Genomic DNA, 19,972 nt, shown 5'->3' on the forward strand with positions numbered 1-19,972 from the left:
CAGCCTCTTGAACATCGCCTATATCCTCAACAGTTATCCGCAGCCCAGCCACAGTTTTATCCGCCGCGAAATTCGCGCGCTGGAGGCACAAGGCCACAGCGTAACCCGCCTTGCCATGCGTGCAGGCGATGCACCCTTGGTCGACGCGCAGGATGTAGAGGAAGCAGCCGCCACGCAATATGTCCTCAAGGCGGGCGCGCTGGCCTTGCTGCGTGCAACGCTTGCTGTTTTCGCAGCGGCCCCCAGCCGCTTTCTTGCGGCGATGTCACTCGCTGTTTCCTGCGGGCGGCGGTCCGAGGTGGGGGTGGTCAAGCACCTGATCTATCTCGTGGAAGCGGCCTATGCCACGCGCGTCTGTGCGGCGGCAGGCGTAACCCATGCCCATGCGCATTTCGGAACCAACGCAGCCACCGTTGCCATGCTGACCCATGCCCTCGGCGGGCCGCAGTACAGCTTTACCGTGCATGGCCCCGAGGAATACGACGCCCCCCGCGCATTATCTCTTGGCACCAAAGTCGCGCGGTCAAAATTTACCGTAGGCATCACCAGCTATGGCCGCAGCCAGTTGGCCCGTTGGGCCGGCCCCGATCACTGGGACAAGATCAAGGTCGTGCATTGCGGGATCGAGCCTGCGCATTTCCCTGCCCCCACACCCCTGCCCGACGGCCCCATGCGATTTGTCGCGATTGGCAGATTTGTGGAGCAAAAGGGCCAGCTTTTGGCGCTGGACGCGCTGGCCAAGCTGACACAGAGCCATCCAGACGCCCACCTGACTTTGATCGGCGACGGTGAGATGCGCCCGCAGATCGAGGCGCGCATAGAGGCTTTGGGCCTTGGCGAGAACATTACCCTAACGGGTTGGGTGGACGAGGCGCGTATACTAGCCGAGCTTCAATCCGCCCACGCCCTGCTCATGCCCAGCTTTGCCGAAGGGCTACCCATGGTGATTATGGAAGCGATGGCCGCAGGTCGTCTGGTGATCGCCACCTATATCGCAGGCATCCCCGAACTGGTGATCCCGAATAAAACGGGCTGGCTGGTCCCAGCGGGGGATGCAGATGCTTTGGCCCAAGCCATGCGTGACCTGGCACTTGCAGACCCACAAGCGCGCTCGGATATGGCAAATGCAGCACATGCCCGCGTCATGGCGCGTCACGATGTGACAAATCAGGCAGCCAAGCTGGCCAGCTTCATGCAGGGCTAACGGCCCCGCGCCCAGCGGTCCTGAGTGCTATGCGGCAACCGCACGGCCAGCGCAACAAGTGCATAAGCGGCAAATCCTGCCGGATCGCGCAGCGCGCGCTGCCACAAGGGGGGGGCATCTTGTGGTACGGGGTCGTGGTTTTTCCACAGATGGGGATACTGCGCCTTCACTTCGTCCACGCCAATATCCTGACGGCGGCGGACGCGGACCAGTGGCGCCATCCCCTCGATCATCGGCCATTGATAGGTGGCTTTGGCACGGTGTCGCTCGTCAGGAGTGAAACTCAACCTCACGAAGGTATCATCGGAGATGATATCGGGGAAATCTCCCCAGCGTTTACGCCCTGCCGCGTTCACGGCGAATACGCCAAAGCCTGGCACCCCATGGGTACAGAAAGGCAGTTTGGCCCAGAAACGCGCATAGACGCGGGTAAACGCGCTGCCTGCAGCAGCCACAATCGGCGCACCGCTCGCATAACGCGGCTCTTCCGTGTCCAGCAGCGCGGCCAGTTCTGCCACCAGCGATGGCGAGACGGTAACATCAGCATCCACATATATCCGCGCGCCGTGTCGTGCGATCCTGTCGCCTGCATTCAGCGCGCCCATTTTGCCGCCCTGCGCCAGATCCAACACCGTCAGCGGCCAGCCTTTACCGGCGAACCGTGACGCATAACCGCGCGCCACACCTGCGGTGGCATCCGTGCAGCCGTTCGCCATTACGATCACTTCGATGCCCTTGCTGCATGGGTCCGACGCCAGAAGCGCCTCAAGACACTGCTCGATATAGCCCACCTCGTTATGGGCGGGGATCAGGATGCTGCACGCCACGCTCATTGCCCCGCCACCAGTGCGTCCCAGCGCGGGTTTGCATCGTTCAGGTGGCGCAGCGCGCCCCAGCTGCCCCATTTTGTCGGCACATAAACATCAGCATATGCATTGAACAAGCGCCCCCCAACCTCGGCCCAGCCTTCCAGCAGCGCGGTGTAAAGCGCACCCATTTCGGGCGAATAGTTAAAATGCTGGAAGAAAGCCGTCAGCCGCGCATCGTCAACCTGCGCACCAATGCCAACGATATGCGTGCCCCCCTCATACATGATCAGGTCCAACCCCGCCTCTTGCGCGACCCGCGCGTGGTAAGGCCAGACACGGGTGCTCAGATCACTCACGGTATCCACATTCTGCCCCGAGACAGATCCATCCGTCAGCTCTTGCGCGGCCAGTGCTGTGGCATAGTCATATTGCGCCGCATTGATGGCATCTTGCCGTGCTTGGCCCGACAGACCTTGAGCTTTGGCCGTATCTGCCGCCCGTGCAAGGCTTTCGTCCAGCCAGCCTGTCACCTGCTCTTTGCGCGCCTCTAGGCCGAGTATTCCGCCGAAATAGCCTGTAATGGCATAAGCATCAAAGGCGTTAGCAGGGGCAGTCCCGCCTTCGGCAACCACCAAAGGTGCGCTCAGGATGTTCTCTTCAAGGCCCAGCCAGCCTGTTTGGGTCGAGATGACATTCACCAGCCGCGCGGGATCATCCGCAAAGGTCTGCGACCAGATACGCGCCACTTCGGCCGCGCGCATGGCATAGAACTGCGTGCCGACATCGGCTTTACCCCAACGCGCTTGCGCCTGCGCATCAGCCCAACGGGTCTGCGCAAACTGGAAATTCCAAACCTCGTTGGAGTATTCCACATAGACAGTCAGCGCAGGGTCGAGGCCCCCCCGCACTGTCTGGGCAAAGGCGCGCACATAGGCATCATCGGCCAGATGGGGCATGTTGACCCAGATATTTTTACCCAGATCATTGGCCAGCGCCAACATAACCTCCAGCGGCACACCATGATGCGCCCAGCTGGCATCGGTGGCCAGCGGGCGTGCATTCCAACGCCCTTGGGTCGAGTTGTTGGTCTCCATCCAGTCCATAAATCGCAGCGTGTCAAAGGGCGCCATGCGCGCGGTCCAGTCGGGGTTAAAGAGCGCACCGCTCTCCCAAAGAGCCAGACGGTCTTCGCGCACAACGGTGATATTGCGCACGGGATTGGCGGTGTTTGTCCGCTGGATGCGGATTTCGACACTGCCCGGACCTGGGGTATAGTCAAACCGCACCTCACCGCGCCCGTAGCGTATGTTGGTGGCGCGGCCCGCTGGCTCGACCACGCCCGCACCCTCAAAGCGCAGCACATAGCGGCCCTGTACCGACGGGGCCGCGGCCTCGGGCAGATCGGTCAAAATCATCGTCCCGACAGAGCCTGCCTTGCGCGGTAGGCTACGCACCCAGCCTGCCGCATCAATATGCCCGCCCTCGACCAGTTCTCCATATTCGATCCCGCCGAATTGCCCAGCCAGATGACCCAGCCAAGGCCGCGCGGTTTTCATTACGTCCAGAAACGGCTGCTGCGCACCCCAATCCGTAACAGGGGCCAACCCAACGGCAATCGCACCTGCAGGTGGCGCAGGGGCTGATGCCGTCGCGGGTGGCTCAGGGTCTTTTTCTGGCGTTGTAGGCGCTGCTGCTGCGACTTGCGGCGCTGGCGCAGCAACTTGTGCTGGTGCAACAGGCTCGGCAACCGCGACCTGCGCAGGGGCTGCTGCCACTTCACCGCCACGGTATGCCTCGACCGAAGCGCGGGCAATCTGCTGCATCGCGGCCGCCATCGGGCCGTCCAGCCCGCTGATGCGCTGGCCAAAACGGTCCGAGACAGCATGTGGCAATCCTTCGGGACTGGCCCCTGTCAGAACGGCATATTGCACCATCGAGACAAAGTAATGCCCACGCGCATTCAGGTGAATGTCATCATCAAAGACCTGCGCAATCGCACTTAGCCCCGGCACTTCGCCTGCTGCAATCGCATCATCCAGTCGCGCCAGTGCCTGACCTGCGGGGATCAGATGCACACGGTCTTCGGCCCCTGGCGTGCCCGCGCGCAAAAGCGCTACGATGCCTTCCCAATCAGCCAGATCCTCTTGCAGCCTTACCCGCCACGGGGTTACGGCCCCATCGTCATACTCCACGGCTTCGCCTGATCCGCTTTTCAGGCTGTGCCATGTTTCCTGCACAAACACCTGCGCATCCGGATTGCCACTCAGCGCCAGACCGGCAAAAGCCTGCGCGTATACTTCGGTTTCGCTCCATTTCAGATGGTTTGCCAGCGGGATTGCCTCGGTCAGGATCAGATCGGTTGTGCCGCCCTGTGGCAGTACCATACGCGCATCAATGCCCTGCGCCTCGTTCGAGCGTTCCCAGTTGTATTTCAGCGGCGCGCCATTGATGATCTGTGCCTGCACAGAAACGCTTTCGCTGGTTGCCTCCAGCGCGGCATCCAACATATCGGGGCCTGTGGTGCCAAACAGACTGTGGCCCACCATAACAACTGCAAAGGCGGTGCTGGCCAGATCACTCATCGGGGTACTCCGCTATAGGGGGTGGCACGCACCACGTCCCAGACAATTTCCTGCATTAAAGCCCCCGCCGCTGCATCGGGGGCATCCGCCGCTGTACCATCCGCGCGCTGCAACGCCAATGGCAGCCCTACAGGGCTGCGGTGATAGAGCGTGGCATAATGGGTCAGCGCGATCAGATACGCACCCAAATCGCCCAGATGGATCGTGTCCACAGCGCCCTCGGGCGTGCGGGCCAGCAGCGCATCACGGCTGGTCAGATTGCCTATGCCGCCCTGCCCCTCGGCCGCGCGTACAACGGCGGCCAGAACCTGACCACCGGGAATAATATGAATAGGCGCACCGCTTTGCACTGCGGCAGGGAGGGCCAGACGGTTCAGCCAGAGCGCATCAAAATCTGTATCCATCCGCGCCAACCATCCTGCGGGATCGTCGGTGTTGTGCCATGTCTCGTACAGATAGAGCCGCGCATCAGGCCGCGCCCTGCGCGCAAGAGTTGCCCAATTCGCCAGATATTCGGGGCTGTCGTGATATTTGATCGCATCGGTCAGCTCAACCATCTCGGTCAGAACCACAGCGTCAAAGCCGCCCTCCTCCAGCGCTTCGCGGGCGGGGCGGAACTTAGGGTGCGCGTTCTCGGTCTCAAATCCGTTCACTGCCACGTCTGGATACCAGTGCGCACGCAGCGGTGTGCCCCAGCCCAACTGGCTGGCATAGTCATGGCCCGCCCCCGCCATTTGCGCCAGCATCGCGGGCATATCCCGCCCGACCAGCGAATGGCCCAGATGAAACACATTCAGCTGACCTTCGGGCGCGGCGAGGCCGCCCAGATACAGATCATCCGCCGCAGACAGGCGAAGCATGCGCATGCCACTGGTCAGCGCAAGGCCACCGCCTGCGCCGATCAGCCCTGCTGCCCCAAGCCTGAGCGCGGTCCTACGCGATATCATCCGCTATGCCCCTCATCCGTTTATGAAATACTAGCAGTCAGACTGCCCAACCGCCACGCCTGTGACAAGCAATCCCGCAGCATGTGCGTAAGAACCGGCAAGAATCGCCCCTGCCGCGAATGGCCCTTGCGATTGCAAAAAACTGGCCGTGAACCGGCTTTTACTGCGGTCGATCACCAGCTCCAGCACCTCAAAGCCGAACAGGGCACCGCTGAGCGGGTATTGCGCTTTATACGCGGCTTCTTTGGCGGAAAAGATCAGCTTGGCCATCAGGCCGCGTTCGGTTGCGGGCTGTTGCCCCAGCCAGACACGCTCGTTGCGGGTACAAACCTCGGCGACCAACAAAGGGTCCAGCGGTGTCGCTTCCTCCAGATCAACGCCGATCCCCGCCCAATCAGCGCGCAGCCCAATTGCCCCGACACACGCATTCTTGGAATGTGATATGCTACCCACCACGTTGTCCGGCCAGATCGGGGCACGGTCCTGCCCCATTGGAATAGGGCGTGGCGGCAAACCCAGCGATACCATGGCAGCACGGGCCGCCGCGCGCCCCGCGTGATATTCAGCCACCCGTGCAGGCACTGCGTTTGCAACAGCCCCGCCTTCGTCAGCATCAATTGCATCCGGCATCAACCGCGGATCACGGGCCGCCACTGCGATCTCTACAGGAAGGACCGAAGCCGCGAGCGCCGCAACCAAAGCGGGATCGGTGCTCACGTATCGGCCTTCGCCCGGCCTGCACGCATCGCACGGCGTTTTGACATCGTTTCGGCCTTGGCAGGCGCATCTACAGCGACTTCCGGCTGCGGAGCGGGTGCCGCACTACCTTTGTCCAGATGTCCTGCCAACCCTTCCAGCGTCGGGAAGCGGAAGATGTCCGTGATACCCAACTTGTCTGTGCCAAGTGCTGCTTTGATATCGCGGTGCGCTTGCACCGCCAGCAGTGAATGACCGCCCAGCGCAAAGAAATTATCCGACGGGCGGACGTTGGAGACACCCAGAATAGCACCCCAGACCCGCGCAATCGCAGCTTGGGTGCTGGTCTGCTCAGCGGCGCCGACCACAGATTCCGCCGCGGATTTGCTGACAGGCTCCGGCAGTGCTTTGCGGTTGATCTTTTTGTTGGGCGTCAGCGGCATCTTGGCGATTTCCACGATGCGCGCAGGCACCATGATATCAGGCAAGCGCGCCAACAGGGCCGTACGCAGACGGTCTTCGTCCACATCGCTGCCTGTGACATAGCCAACCAATTGCGCCCCACCTGCCGCCTCGCGTGCGATAACTACCGCTTGGGTGACGCCCGATTGCGCGGCCAGCACGCTTTCGATCTCGCCCAGCTCGATCCTGTGACCACGGATTTTCACCTGATCGTCCGCGCGCCCCATAAAGCCCATCGTGCCATCACCACGCCACGCAGCCAGATCACCTGTGCGGTACATCTTGCCGCCGCCAAACGGGTCATTCACAAACCGCTCTGCCGTCATCTCGGCACGGTTGTGGTAGCCTTTGGTCACACCATCGCCAGCGATATAAAGCTCACCCGCGACGCCAGCCGCACAGGGGGCAAGCGCGTCATCCAGCACATAGACCCGAGTATTGGCGATAGGCGTGCCGATTGCGGCTGTGGTTTCGGGGGCGGTCACAGTCTGGGTCGTGGACCAGATTGTTGTCTCGGTCGGGCCGTACATGTTCTGTACCCGCCCGTTGCAGGCCGCCAAAAGCTCTGTCGTCAAAGCACCTGGCAAGGCCTCGCCGCCCACCATCAATTCGCGCACCCCCGATAGGGCATGGCGGGTCTCGTCATTCATCACCAGCATTTGCGCCATTGAGGGCGTACATTGCATATGGCTGACCTTGTGCCGCACCATCTGCGCCGCAAGCGAGAAATCGTCCGGCTCCAGCGCCGCGCCTGCGTTGGCACGCCGCAGCACTTCGGCCAGCGGCACCAGCCCTTCCATCACACGGTCTACGGATATGCCATAGTCGATCAGGCAGGCCATTTCATCCACGCCAATGCGCTTTAACTCTTCTGTGCGGGCAACGGCATCGTCGATGGTGCCGAACATGCCGCTGTCATTGAAATAGCGTTGGAAGGCGAATTCAAGGATCGCATCCATCGCCTCGTCGTCCAGCCCGCCCAAATCCACCTCGAATGGGTTGGTGACACCTTTGGGCCGTTTGAACGCGGGAAAAGCCCAAGCGTATTGCTTGATCAGACCCGCCGCCGAGCGCAGATAGTCCTTCATCGGACCGCGCGCGATTTCCTCGGCCTCCGCCCGTGTGTCGGCCAGATAGGTATGCAGCATCAGCGTGACTTTGAAATCCGCCGGATCATGGCCCGCTTCGCGCAGGGCCTCATGATAGATTTTGATCTTGCCTGCGACCTCGTCAACCGATTGGCCCAACAGATGCGTCAGTACATTGGCTCCGATCTGCCCCGCTTCGCGCCATGTATCAGGATTGCCCGCCGTCGTGACCCAGACAGGCAATTCCTTGGACACAGGACGCGGCTGGGTAAGTACGTCAAACCCCTTGCCATCGCGGGTGGGGAAATTCACCGTCTCGCCGCGCCACAGGCGGCGCAACTGCTCGATCGCGGTATACATCGCAGGCTTGTTATCGGGCGGTGTGTTTTCAGGGCGCAACACAAAGTCATCGGGCTGCCAGCCGCTGGCAATGGCCAGTCCGACGCGCCCGTTGGTCAGATTGTCGATCACGGCCCATTCCTCGGCAATGCGCGCGGGATGGTGCAAGGGTGCCACGCAAGAGCCTGCGCGGACAGCCAGATTTTGTGTCACTGCCGCCACTGCGGCCCCTGTCACCGACGGGTTGGGATACGGCCCGCCAAAGGCATGGAAATGCCGCTCGGGCGTCCAGACAGCGTTAAAACCATGAGCGTCAGCGAATTTCGCGCCCTCCAGCAACAGACGGTACTTCTCGCGCCCGATGCCATCGTCGTTGCCCCAATAAAACAGGTTAAAGTCAATCTTGCGGTCAGACACTGCAATGGGTCCACGCGACAACTCTGTGCGGCTGTCATCGCCCGCCAGCACCAGCTTAAAGCCCCGCGACAGGGTCCAGAACAGCTCCAACACCGAAATGTCGAAGGACAGGCTGGTCACAGCCAGCCATGTGTCGCCGTCCTGCCGCGTGATACGTTCGTCCATGCCGGCAAAAAAGTTGGCCACATTGCCGTGGGCCACCATCACGCCCTTGGGCGTGCCGGTCGAGCCCGAGGTATAGATCAGATAGGCCAGCGTATCGGCTCCTGCCCCCGCCTCGGGATTAACTTCGGGCGCACCCTCAAGGCCGGTGTCCGTATCCATAACCAGCAGCGCGGCAGAGCCACGCGGCAGGCTGTCGGCCAACGCAGATTGCGTCACAATCACAGGTGCGCCGCTGTCGGCAATGTAATGCGCGATCCGCTCTTCTGGGTAGGCGGGATCAAGCGGCACATAAGCCCCCCCTGCCTTGAGTATCCCAAGTGCGCCAATCAGCAAATCAGGCCCGCGCGTCGTCGCCAGCCCGACAGGCGTACCGACGCCGATACCCATCTCTGTCAGGCGATGCGCCAGCTTGTTCGCCGCTGTATTCAGCGCGCTGTAGCTGAGGGATTGATCCTCATACACCAAAGCTGTGGCATCGGGTGTGCGCGCGACTTGCGCCTGAAAGGCTGTATGAATGGGCGTGGCGGTGTAGGCGGTATCCGTCTGATTCCAGGCCTCCAACAGCGTGCTGCGCTCTGCCTCTGGCAGGCCTTCGCCGCCGTGCAGGCAATGGGCCACCCGCTGCGCGATAAGGCTGAATGACGCCTCATCAAGCAGACCACTATCGCCATGCAGCACTATTTCGCGGCCCTCAAGAACCACTGTCAAAGTAGCACCTTGCACGGGTGCCACAGCCACCATGACAGCCGGCATCAGCACCTCTATTTCAGGATCACGGATCACCAGATCAGCGGCGATCCCTGCTGTATTGTCGATGCGCTCCAACTGGGGCGTGATGGCATTGTCGCCGCGCAGGGGCAGCCAAGGCAGAATATGGCCCGAGGCTTTGGGTGTGATCGCATGGCCGATGTCGCCTGACTGCGCGCCTGCGCCCAAACGCATTGCAGCCAAGAGAGCCGTAATCACCTGCGCGCGGTCAAGGCCTTGCGGCACTGCAATGCGCTGCGCAATATATTCGCCAGATGCCACTCCCCGCGCCAACGGCACCGCAAGCGGTGTCAAACACTGCAAGGCAGTACGCCAGTATGGCTCGTCCGCGAGCATGTCTTTTTGCACCTGTGCCAGCGTGTCATCCGCGTGGTCCAACACGGTCCCAACAGCTGGAAGGTTTGCGTCAGCGCCCAGTGCTGCAACACCGGACAGACGTACCGCGCCGTCTGCCGTAGCAACCACCAGCGCATCGCCACCCTCTGCCCCGATCACTTCGCCTGTCGCACCACTGGCATCCGCGACCTCTGCAGTGCGCACACGGTATACGACGCCGTCTGCCGCAATTTTGGCCGTACCAAGCGGGTTCCAATATTCGCCGAAATCCAGCCCGCGCAGCAAGGCTGTGACCTGCGCCGTGGTTTGCGAGAAATCAATCAGGCCCATCACTGCTGGCCGCTGATCGCGCAAAAAATAGCTGCGTTGGCTCAGGTCTTGTGGCGTGCGGGCGGGCGCGCCGCTTTCCAGTTGCGCCATCACGCGGGCGAAACTTTCCATCCCTGCGGCGTAGCATTTGGAATTGAGACTGAAGGCCGTGTCGTTTTCAGCAATTTCCACAAACTCCTGCGCAAGCAGATCACCCTCGTCCACGCCACCCTCGATCATATGCCAGCTGACACCATGCTGCGTCTCGCCGTTGATGATCGCCCATGCAGGGGTGTTCAGGCCTGCGTATCGCGGCAATGGGCCATCGTGAAAATTCACCGCCCCTTTGCGCGGCAACGCCAGCACGGGTTCTGGAATGATACGCAGGTTGGCAATGCTCAGCAGCCAGTCAAAAGGGGCAAAGTCTGCGCCAGTCAAATCGGCAGGCTTGGCAAAGGTCGCAATCCCCTGTGCCTCGGCCCATGCGCGCACATCGGTATCCGTGCTCACCACCGCTGCAATGCTGTGTCCCCCTGCCACGATCATATCTGCACAGGCAATCGTCAGCGATTGATCCCCGAGGATCACACAGGAAAAAGCGGCGGAATTGAACGGGGCAGTCATGAGCGGTCCTCCGGGGACAGACGGTAAGGCGTGGTGGAATGGGCAATCAGATCAGCCAAAAACCAGTTGGGGTCTTGTGGCTTGCGCCCTGCGATACCAGCACGCAGGCGGTGCAGAACACCGCCCACCAGATGGGCCAAAAGGGCAGTCACCGCATAGATGCGGCCATGATTTTTGATAAAGTAATGGCGGCGCGAGTCGTACCAATAGGACGGCATGCGGCGTTTGGTCTTCATCCCCGTCGAGACAGAACCGATGTGAACGACGCGGCTGTCAGGCACATACCAGCAGGTCCACCCTGCCCTTGCGGCCCGCAGGCAAAGGTCCGTCTCTTCAAAATACAAGAAGAACGTCTCGTCAAACAGGCCGATGGCCTCCAGCATGCTGGCACGCATCATCATCGAGGCACCCGCGCTCCAATCTACCTGACAGGTGGCGCTGGGCTGGGGCATAGGCACAGGGGCATGCGGCATCATCCGCTCGAACACGCGCAAGCGCGCCGCCCCCACAAACTCTCCCGCGATAGAGGGAAAGCGGAAGGCGGTGGTATGCACCACGTTGTCTTCCCCACGCACGTGGCTACACGCGATGCCAGCCTCGGGGTGTGCCTCAAGGTGGGCCATCAGGGCGGCAGTGCAGCCAGCATCGGGGAAGGCATCGGAATTCAGGATATAATAGTAATCAGGCACCCGCCCGTCCCTCAGCCGCATGCGCAGGCCGATGTTGTTGCCCGCACCAAAGCCGCCATTCACCGGCGATGCCACAATGCGCACCAGATCATCCACCGCCCAGCCGCGCGCTGCGACTTCCGCTGCAATCATCTCGTATGACCCATCGCCCGAGGCATTATCAACGATCACCAGTTCACCACCCACGCTGTGCAGGTCAGCCAATGCCGCCTCTGCCGCGCGCAGGGTCATGGCGGGGGTGCGGTAGTTAAGCAGTATGCACAGAACAGTTGGCGCAGTCATAGGGTTACTCCGCCGCCGTGGCGCGCTGCGGGGCCGGCTTGTGCAGCGCCTCGCGGATCACCTCACCCAGCTCGGAGGCCATGACGACAACATTGGGCGACAGCACCATGCTGTCATGATCCCCTGGCACTTCGATCACCTGCACATGCGGGGCATAGCGCGTCCAATCATTATCCGCGAAGACGTATTCACGCTCTGAGCTCACCCAGTTTCCGCCGCTGACTTTATAGCGGCAGTCTAGCGCAGGACGCAGCAGGGTCAGCGGGCCGTCCCAATCAGGGGTGCGATACCGCCCGACAGAGCGCAAAAAAGCCGCTTCGATTTTGGTGTTGTTAAATTGCGCAGCACCCGTCTGCTCGGATTTTCCTTGGCGTTTGGTCTTTTCCCATGCGATGCGGTTTTGCGCCCATTCCACCAGATAGCTTGGCCCCTTCTCGCGCAGCTCTGCGAGCTTGATCAGCGCCTTGTCTGGCCTGCTCAGGCTCGGACGGACAGGCAGCGGCGTATCCAGCAGGGCAAGCACAGCCACTTCTTCACCTGCGGCAGTCAACTGCCGCGCCATCTCGTAGGCCGTGATCCCGCCACCGGAAAAGCCCGACAACAGGTAGGGGCCATGCGCCTGTACCTGACGGATTTCCGCAATATAGTCGGCGGCTGCTTCCTCAATCGTTTCATGGGGTGCGCTATCCCCGATCAGCCCGCGCGCTTGCAGGCCATAGACAGCACGCGTGTCGCTGAACTGCAGCGCAAGGTGGCGTAGGTTCAACACATTGCCAAACATGCCCGCCACAACGAACAATGGCGCTGCACGGGCTGGTGCAACCCCGTTGAGCGGTACAAGATGCGCGAAGCCTGTGCTTGTCGCGGTCTCGCTTTTGGTATCCTCGCGCGCCACATCACCTGTCTGGGCTGTGATGCGCGCCGCAATCTGGGCGATTGTCGGCGCCTCAAAGAGGACCGAGATCGGAAATTCCACACCAAACTCACGCTTGACCGAAGCGAACAAGCGCACAGCGATCAGCGAATGCCCCCCCAGATCAAAAAAGCTGTCATCCGCCCCCACGGGCGAAACACCCAGCAGCGTGGACCACATATCGGCCAGCGTTTCCTGCACCACACCTTCGGGGGCAACAAACCCCTCCAGATCGGTCCGCTCAAAACTCTGCCCCTTGGGCATCTCGCGCGGTGGCTGATCGGCAGCAGCGATGAGCGCCTGCAAAGGCAGCGAAGAGACATAGACCTGCGGGACATCCAGCGCGAGCGCACGGGCAAAGGCCTGCGGCCCTTCGGCAGCGGTGATCCCCTGCGATACCATATAGGCCAGCCGCTCCTCTGCGGCAGATTGCGGCCGCACATCGGTCGCGTCATCCTCGTCATAGGCAAGCTCGGCAGGCGATAAGGGGGATGTCTGCGCCGCAAATCCGCCTTTGAGGCGGGACATCGCGAAATCACGCACCTCGACCAGCACCGCGCCTGAAGAATCGCACAAAGTGACATCAAACCGTGCATCATCCGCACCCGATGCGGTCAGGCGCATCCAACTATAAATCTCGCGCGGCAACGGCGCGTGAATGGCAATTTCACCGTAGGACATGGGAACCCAAAGATCGGCGTTATCGTACCCTGCCGCCAGTTCCACAGCCCAACCCGTTGCCAGATCCATTAAACCCGGATGCAGGATTTGTGCGGGGTCCAGTGCCTCGTCCAGCATCAGACGCGCAAGTCCTTCGCCCTCGCCCAACTGTCGCGCGCGCAGAACATGCCACTGAGGACCAAAGCGCAGATGCGCCTCCTGTGGCGTCGGCATATGGGCGCCACCCGCGTCCTCAACCGCACTCAGACGGTTTGAGATTTCTTGCAAGTCGACTGGTTGCGGGGTTGATATCTCATCAGAGATCAGCGCTTCCGCGTGGGTTTGCCAACCTGTGCGTCCGTCCAACGTGAAATCGCTCTGCAGCGTGGCCGAATGACCGCCACCCGTTTCTACCGTCACCCGCATCTGGCGCGCGGCCCCGTCGGGGGCGTCAAACGCGCGCAGGAAATACAAATCGCGCAAGGCAAAGGGCAGGTTCCGGCCAGCGGCATTAGCCGATTGCGCCATAGCCTCGACCATACCTGTGCCGGGCATGACCGCGCTGCCATCGGCCATGCGGTGCTGGTCCAGCACCCAGTCATCCTTTGCCGCAAACGCAGCCTCGAACCGCGTCTCGCCTGCCAGCACATGCGCACTGTCTAACAATGGCACATCCATCGCGCGGGGGGGCAAGGCTGCAACCTCTGTCTGGCCAACAGCCTCGGCGGCCATCCCGACATCTGCCCAGACGCCCCAATTCAGCGCCAAAACACGGGTCTGCCCGCCACGGCGAGATTTCGCGAAAGCGTTGAGATAGTCGTTTGCAGCCACATAATCGACCTGCCCCGCTGCCCGCGTGGCAGTCGAGGTTGAGGCGAAGAGCACCATCAAATCAATACTACCATCCGGCAAAAGCTGGTCCAGCACCCGCAAGCCATGCACCTTGGGCGCCAGCACGGCATCAACCTGCGCTTGGGTTTTGCCCAGCAGCGGCGCATCATCCAGCGTACCTGCGGCATGGATCACACCGTCGATCGGCCCGCGCGCGCGCAGTCCTTCGATCACTTTGCGCATCTGCGCTACGTTCATTACATCGGCAACCGCCACTTCAACGGTACCGCCCAAGGCCTCCAACCGCTGTACCGCACGGATACGCCGCGCAACGGCATCACCCGCATGGGTGGTTTGTAAAACACGCTTCCACGCCGTCCGTTCTGGCAATGCCGTCCGGCTGAGCAGGACAACATGCGCGCTGTGCGATGCCAGCAAATCAGCCGCGATTGTTTGACCAATGCCGCCAAAGCCACCCGTTATCAAATAGGTTCCACCCTTCTTGATAGCCGGCGTTGCGGCCTGCGCGAGGCGCTGGGGGCGGTAGCCCTGTACATAGCGCCGCTCGCCGCGACGCGCGCAAATCGCATTTGCGGGCGTGGCCAGCATATCGTCCAACACACGGCGCAAACCGACCGGATCAACCGCCCTTGTTACCTCGGCCCGCTTGGCAAAGAGACCCTTGGGCGCTTCAGGCTTTGACAGCTCGATGTCCACTGTTGAGACAGTCAAATCCGCAATCTCGTGCGGCATCACACCCGCAGGGCCGCTGATCATCGCCTTTTCGGGGTATGGCAGCGCCTCGGACGCGACTTGCGCCGCACCATTGGTAAAGACGGTCAGGTGGGTCGGTGCGGCATCTTCGCGCTCGGCCAGTGTCTGGCCCAACCACAGCAGGCTGTAGAATCCCTGCTCCAGCATACGGTCATAAAAACTGCTGCCTGCGCGGTGGCTTTCGTCTTGGGTCAGACCCCAGAAATGCGCGATGCGGCTTGGGGCGAAATCACGCGCGGCCAACGCGGCAAACAATGCGTCATATCCAACGCGCCCTTGCTCGGGGGCCAGCGCAAACTGCCCATCCCCCAGATCGGCAAAGCTATCGCTTACATGTACAACAACCACATCAGCGCCAGCGTCCTTCAAGCGTGCGGCAACGGCATCTCCCACCCCGCCAGCATCTGCAAAAATCAGCCAATCCTGCTGCGCGCCCTGCGCAAGGGCCGCATCAAGGTCTTCATCCACATCCGCATATTGCGCACGCCAGCTTGGCACCGCGCCCCAATCAGCAATATCGTCAAGCCGCGCAATCTCGGGCTCGGCCTGCGCGGCTGTCTGCGTGGCGGGCGCAATGAAGTACGCGCTGCGCTGGAATTGATAGGTAGGCAAGAGCACCCGATTGCGCCGCGCCTCGCCCCAAATCTGGTCCCAGTCGGCCTCGATGCCGCACGCCCACAAGCGGCCGATGATGCCAAAGAAATAGATATCATCCGCGATCTGCTGATCGGGATGGCGCAGAGAGCTGAGCACTTGGGCAGGCTTTACCGATGCGCACATTTGCGCCAGCGAGGACAACGCCTTGCCCGGTCCGACCTCTAGATAAACGTAGTCACGCTCCGCGCTCAGTGTCTCGATACAATCGGCGAAATGCACGGTGTTGCGCAGCTGATCCACCCAATAATCGGGGTCAGTCGCCTGCGCCGCCGTGATCGCATTGCCCGTCCGGTTTGACATAAAGGGCATCTTTGGCGCTTGCAGATCAAGCCGGGACAGAAACGCGCGGTAATCAGCCAAAATCGGCTCCAGCATGCGGCTGTGCGCGGCGATGTCGATGGCAATGCGCTGGCTCTCTATCTCGTCCTTGAACAGTCGCGCAGCAAGCTCTTTCAGTGCAGCATCAGGACCGGATATTGCAGTCAGGTCTGGCCCGTTCAACGACGCGATATCCAGATCATCTGTCATGTAGGGCGTAATCGCCGTGCGCGATAGCGGCACGCTCAGCATCCCGCCCGCTGGTACAGTATCAAACAGGCGGCCGCGCAGCAGCACCAGATCAATCAAACTCTCAAAGCTCATCACGCCTGCCAGACAGGCGGCCACGTTTTCGCCCATCGAATGGCCCACCATCGCGGCAGGCTTGACGCCCCAGCTGATCCACAGCTGCGCCAGCGCATATTCGGTGATGGCGATCAACGGCAACTGGACTGACGGCTTCTTGAGCGTCTCGGCGGCGGCGGCCTCGGCCCCCGCTTCGGGCAGCCAAAGCGCGCGGATGTCATACGCCAGCTGCGGTGCCAAATGATCAAGACCACGGTCCATCGCTTCGGCAAAGGCTGGCTCTGTCTCATAAAGATCGCGGGCCATGGCAGGGTATTGCGCGCCACCACCGGGGAACATGAACGCAACCTGCGCGTCTGGCCCCAGAACTTCGTGGGTAAAGACGCGGTGCGTGTCACCCGCCTCCAGCAGGTCGGCCGCCTCGGCGTGGGTTTCAGACACAACAACGCGGCGGCGTTCAAACCCGCGCCGCCCGTTTTTCAGCGTATAGGAGACATCAGCAAGCTCCTGATCGGCACGGGCGCGCAGATGGGATGCCAAGGCCGACGTATTCGCTTCAAGTGCCGCTTTAGATCGACCTGACAAGCACAAGATATGAAACGGAAAATCGCTTTCTTCTGATGCAGGCCTGACAGGCGCCTCAGACAGCACCGCATGGGCATTCGTCCCCCCCACACCCAGCGCATTTATCGCCGCATGGCGGGGCATGTCTGTGCGTGGCCACGGCGTCAGCGCGGCATTGACGGCAAACGGACTGCCCTCAAACCCGATCGCGGGGTTCGGCGCCTCGTACCCCAACGAGGGCGGCATCGCCCCGTGGTGTAGCGCAAGCGATGCTTTGACCAGCCCCGCCACGCCCGCAGCCGTATCAAGATGTCCGATGTTTGTTTTCACCGATCCGATGCGCGCATAATCCACCTTGTCTGTCTGGGCGCGGTAAGCGTCGGTCAGGGCGGCGACCTCGATCGGATCGCCCAAATAGGTGCCTGTGCCGTGACATTCAACCAGCTCAATCTGGTCTGCCGTTACGCCCGACGCGGCCAAAGCCTTGCCGATCGCATCCGCCTGCCCGTCAACCGAGGGGGCGAGATACCCTGCTTTGGCAGCACCGTCATTGTTGATGGCCGAGCCTTTGATCACGGCCCAGATGTGGTCTCCGTCCGCTTGCGCATCTGACAGACGCTTGAGCGCCACACACCCCGCGCCAGAGCCAAAAACGGTCCCCTGTGCGCGGTGGTCAAACGCATGACACTCGCCGTCAGGGGACAGAATTTCATTTTCCTTAAAGATGTATCCCCGCCCCTGCGGCAGCTCTATTGTGACACCACCCGCCAGCGCCATATCCACCTCACCCGCGCGCAACGCGGCAGCGGCATAATGGATCGCCACCAGCGAGGTAGAGCAGGCCGTTTGCAAATTGATTGAAGGGCCTTTGAGGTCAAACACATGGCTTACCCGGGTCGAGAGGAAGTCTTTGTCGTTGCCCGTATGGCGCAACAGAAACATACCCACATCGTCCACCAGATCGGCGTTCGAACAGATGTTGAAATAGAAATAGCTGCCCATGCCGCAGCCCGCATAAACGCCAATGGGGCCGTCTACATTTTCGGGCACATGGCCTGCCTGCTCCATCGCCTCCCAGGCAACCTCGAGAAACTTGCGGTGCTGGGGGTCCAGAATGGCGGCGTCTTTGGGTGAAAAGCCGAAGAAATCGGCGTCAAATGTCTCATACCCCTGCAAATCAGCCGCCGCACGCACATAGTTTTTGCGTGCGATATTTTGTGGGGTCTCGCCAGCGGCCAACAGCTCTTCTTCTGTCAATTTGCGGATGGAGGACACGCCCCCGCGCAGATTATCCCAGAACGCAGAAACAGTCTGCGCACCCGGTACATTCACAGCCATACCAACAATAGCAATGTCTTCGCCTCGGGCCACGGCCTTTGCGTTCTGCTCAGTCATATAGTCTCACCCTTCAGCCCGCCGTGTCAGGAGTTACCCCACCAAAATTGAATAAAAAGCGGACCATTTACGCAGACGAACCCAATCGCCCAAACACAGAAGTACCTGCCGATAGTGTCTATTTCATGGCGTTATGCTGTTTTTTCAAGCCCACCACAGGGGGACAGTATCACAGTAAATCCCCGCGTAAAAATGCTGATTATATCGGATTTGGAAACAATCAGAGTGCTTGAGCGGAAAATGCCCGCCTCACCGCAGGGACATCAAAGCATAGCGATTATAAAATGCTGCGCCGCGATGCGGGCACGCCCCGACCCATTATAGGCGGTTTACGCAATGCATGGCGCGGTGCAGGCGCAGCTCGGGGGTTCAATCGCTCAACGTAGCCCAGAACAGCACCTGCGGTCAGCCACGTGAAGGGCGTCAGCGTCGCGTTAAGCAGCATATCCATCAGCGTGATTCCGAGGATCAGGGCAACGGCACCGATATAGGGCGACAGCTCTGCCTTGCGGTTGCGGATTACATATGCCCCCAGCAGCAGCAACGGCAGGGCCAGCAGACCAAATTCGGCAATATACCCCAGCCATCCAAAGCTACCGAATACAATGATCCAGCGGCCGTCAGGGATGGTCAAAATCTCTCCGTCCTCGGCATCTCGTACAAGGCTGCGGCCCCATCCGCTCCAGCCAAAGGCTGGCTTCTCGGCGGCGCGGTCCAGCAGCTGTGCTTCGTTGTTAAAACGGTATCCAAGCGATTGCGCACGGTGGGGGTTCACCTCGGCCACCTTGGCCACAATCGCATCTGTTGGGACCAGATCAAGATTGCGCAGCATCGGATAGGTCACGGCCACCAAAGCAAACAGTGTCGCCAACAGCACCATCCAGCGGCGCGGCGCAAAATACACAATCGGCACCAGCAGCAGGCCATACGCGATAGATGCAGCGCTTTTGCACGCCAGCAAGAAGGCCACGAGATACAGCGTCCAGAGCACTGCCTTCCATCGATCAAGCCTTGAGGTGACCCGCGCCAGCGCCGCAGCCGCCATAGCAGCAGTGCAGACAAACAGCGCCAACCACAGGCCATGCGGCAAGAACACGATCGGGCGATAGCCCCCCGCGCGCATGGTTTGCTCAAAACTATGTTGGAAAAATCCGTAGACCCACACGTTCATCTGCGGCGAAAACCTGATCTCGATCAGTGACGGGATGGAATAGGCGATTGCCCCTGCCATCAATGCCAGCAGCATTTCGCGCAGCCCAGTCTCGCTGCTGAGAAACTGGCGCGCTATCAGGAAAGGAACCACCGTCAACATCTGCCCGATCAGAACCGAGCCGATGTCCCGAATGGATTGCCCCGGCAGCGCGTCCACCAAGAAAAGGATCGGATCGGCATCGCGCAGCACCTCGAACAGGATGGGCTCGCGGTTGGTCAGCACAGTCGGGATCGCACTAAAGACCAGCAACACCACCAGAACCCGCGCGATACGCCCCTCAGGCCACAGGCGGACTTTGTGCGCCGTCGCAAAGATCAGAATGGCCAGCACGCTAACGTTGGGTATCGATACCTTGTCCATTGACGGGACCAGCGGCAAGTTGAACTCTGCCAGCGGGGGCAACAGCAGATAGCCTCCAAGGATCGACCACACGATTGCCCGCTCCACCGATTGGGTGCGAAACAACACAAGGCAAACAAATGGCCAGCTCAAAAGCATGAGATATGCAATCGGGTTCGGCATCTTGCTCCTGTGCGGTTGTGCAGCGGTCTATCTGGTCCACCCAAATACACTCTAGGCAGGCGCATGTCATCACGGTAGTTTGTGCGCCCAAGTGTTACTCAC

9 protein-coding genes are annotated in these 19,972 nt (G+C 60.9%); 1 reads left to right on the forward strand and 8 read right to left on the reverse strand.

From position 1 onward, the window contains the following. Nucleotides 1-7 precede the first annotated feature (7 nt). The gene (locus Q0903_RS00400; RefSeq protein WP_299411819.1) at nucleotides 8-1,204 is read left to right on the forward strand and encodes a glycosyltransferase; all 1,197 of its coding nucleotides are present in this window, start codon (nucleotides 8-10) and stop codon (nucleotides 1,202-1,204) included. On the opposite strand, the gene Q0903_RS00405 is transcribed toward Q0903_RS00400, so the two are convergent. The 8 genes from Q0903_RS00405 to Q0903_RS00440 form a co-directional block, all read right to left on the reverse strand. Then, nucleotides 1,201-2,037 (reverse strand): glycosyltransferase, encoded by an 837-nt coding sequence (locus Q0903_RS00405; RefSeq protein WP_299411820.1) that lies wholly within the window; start codon nucleotides 2,035-2,037, stop codon nucleotides 1,201-1,203. The genes Q0903_RS00400 and Q0903_RS00405 overlap by 4 nt on opposite strands. Continuing rightward, nucleotides 2,034-4,595 (reverse strand): hypothetical protein, encoded by a 2,562-nt coding sequence (locus Q0903_RS00410; RefSeq protein ID WP_299411822.1) that lies wholly within the window; start codon nucleotides 4,593-4,595, stop codon nucleotides 2,034-2,036. Before Q0903_RS00410 ends, Q0903_RS00405 begins: the two co-directional genes overlap by 4 nt. Beyond that, nucleotides 4,592-5,542 (reverse strand): hypothetical protein, encoded by a 951-nt coding sequence (locus Q0903_RS00415; RefSeq protein WP_299411823.1) that lies wholly within the window; start codon nucleotides 5,540-5,542, stop codon nucleotides 4,592-4,594. The genes Q0903_RS00410 and Q0903_RS00415 overlap by 4 nt, the downstream gene beginning before the upstream one ends. 30 nt (nucleotides 5,543-5,572) lie before the next feature. Further along, nucleotides 5,573-6,259: a 4'-phosphopantetheinyl transferase superfamily protein gene (locus tag Q0903_RS00420; RefSeq protein ID WP_299024007.1), complete on the reverse strand. Its 687-nt coding sequence runs from the start codon at nucleotides 6,257-6,259 to the stop codon at nucleotides 5,573-5,575. Further along, the gene (locus Q0903_RS00425) at nucleotides 6,256-10,746 is read right to left on the reverse strand and encodes a MupA/Atu3671 family FMN-dependent luciferase-like monooxygenase (RefSeq protein WP_299411825.1); all 4,491 of its coding nucleotides are present in this window, start codon (nucleotides 10,744-10,746) and stop codon (nucleotides 6,256-6,258) included. The genes Q0903_RS00420 and Q0903_RS00425 overlap by 4 nt, the downstream gene beginning before the upstream one ends. Continuing rightward, nucleotides 10,743-11,717 carry a glycosyltransferase family 2 protein gene (locus Q0903_RS00430; protein WP_299411827.1) on the reverse strand — a complete coding sequence of 325 codons (975 nt, stop codon included), beginning with the start codon at nucleotides 11,715-11,717 and terminating at the stop codon, nucleotides 10,743-10,745. Before Q0903_RS00430 ends, Q0903_RS00425 begins: the two co-directional genes overlap by 4 nt. Before the next feature lie 4 nt (nucleotides 11,718-11,721). Continuing rightward, nucleotides 11,722-18,135 carry a type I polyketide synthase gene (locus tag Q0903_RS00435; RefSeq protein ID WP_299411830.1) on the reverse strand — a complete coding sequence of 2,138 codons (6,414 nt, stop codon included), beginning with the start codon at nucleotides 18,133-18,135 and terminating at the stop codon, nucleotides 11,722-11,724. Between the two features lie 277 nt (nucleotides 18,136-18,412). Next, entirely contained in the window at nucleotides 18,413-19,870 is a 1,458-nt protein-coding gene (locus Q0903_RS00440) for a hypothetical protein (RefSeq protein WP_299411833.1), read from the reverse strand. Between the last annotated feature and the right edge of the window lie 102 nt (nucleotides 19,871-19,972).

The organism is uncultured Sulfitobacter sp. (assembly GCF_947502895.1).
Taxonomy (GTDB): domain Bacteria; phylum Pseudomonadota; class Alphaproteobacteria; order Rhodobacterales; family Rhodobacteraceae; genus Sulfitobacter.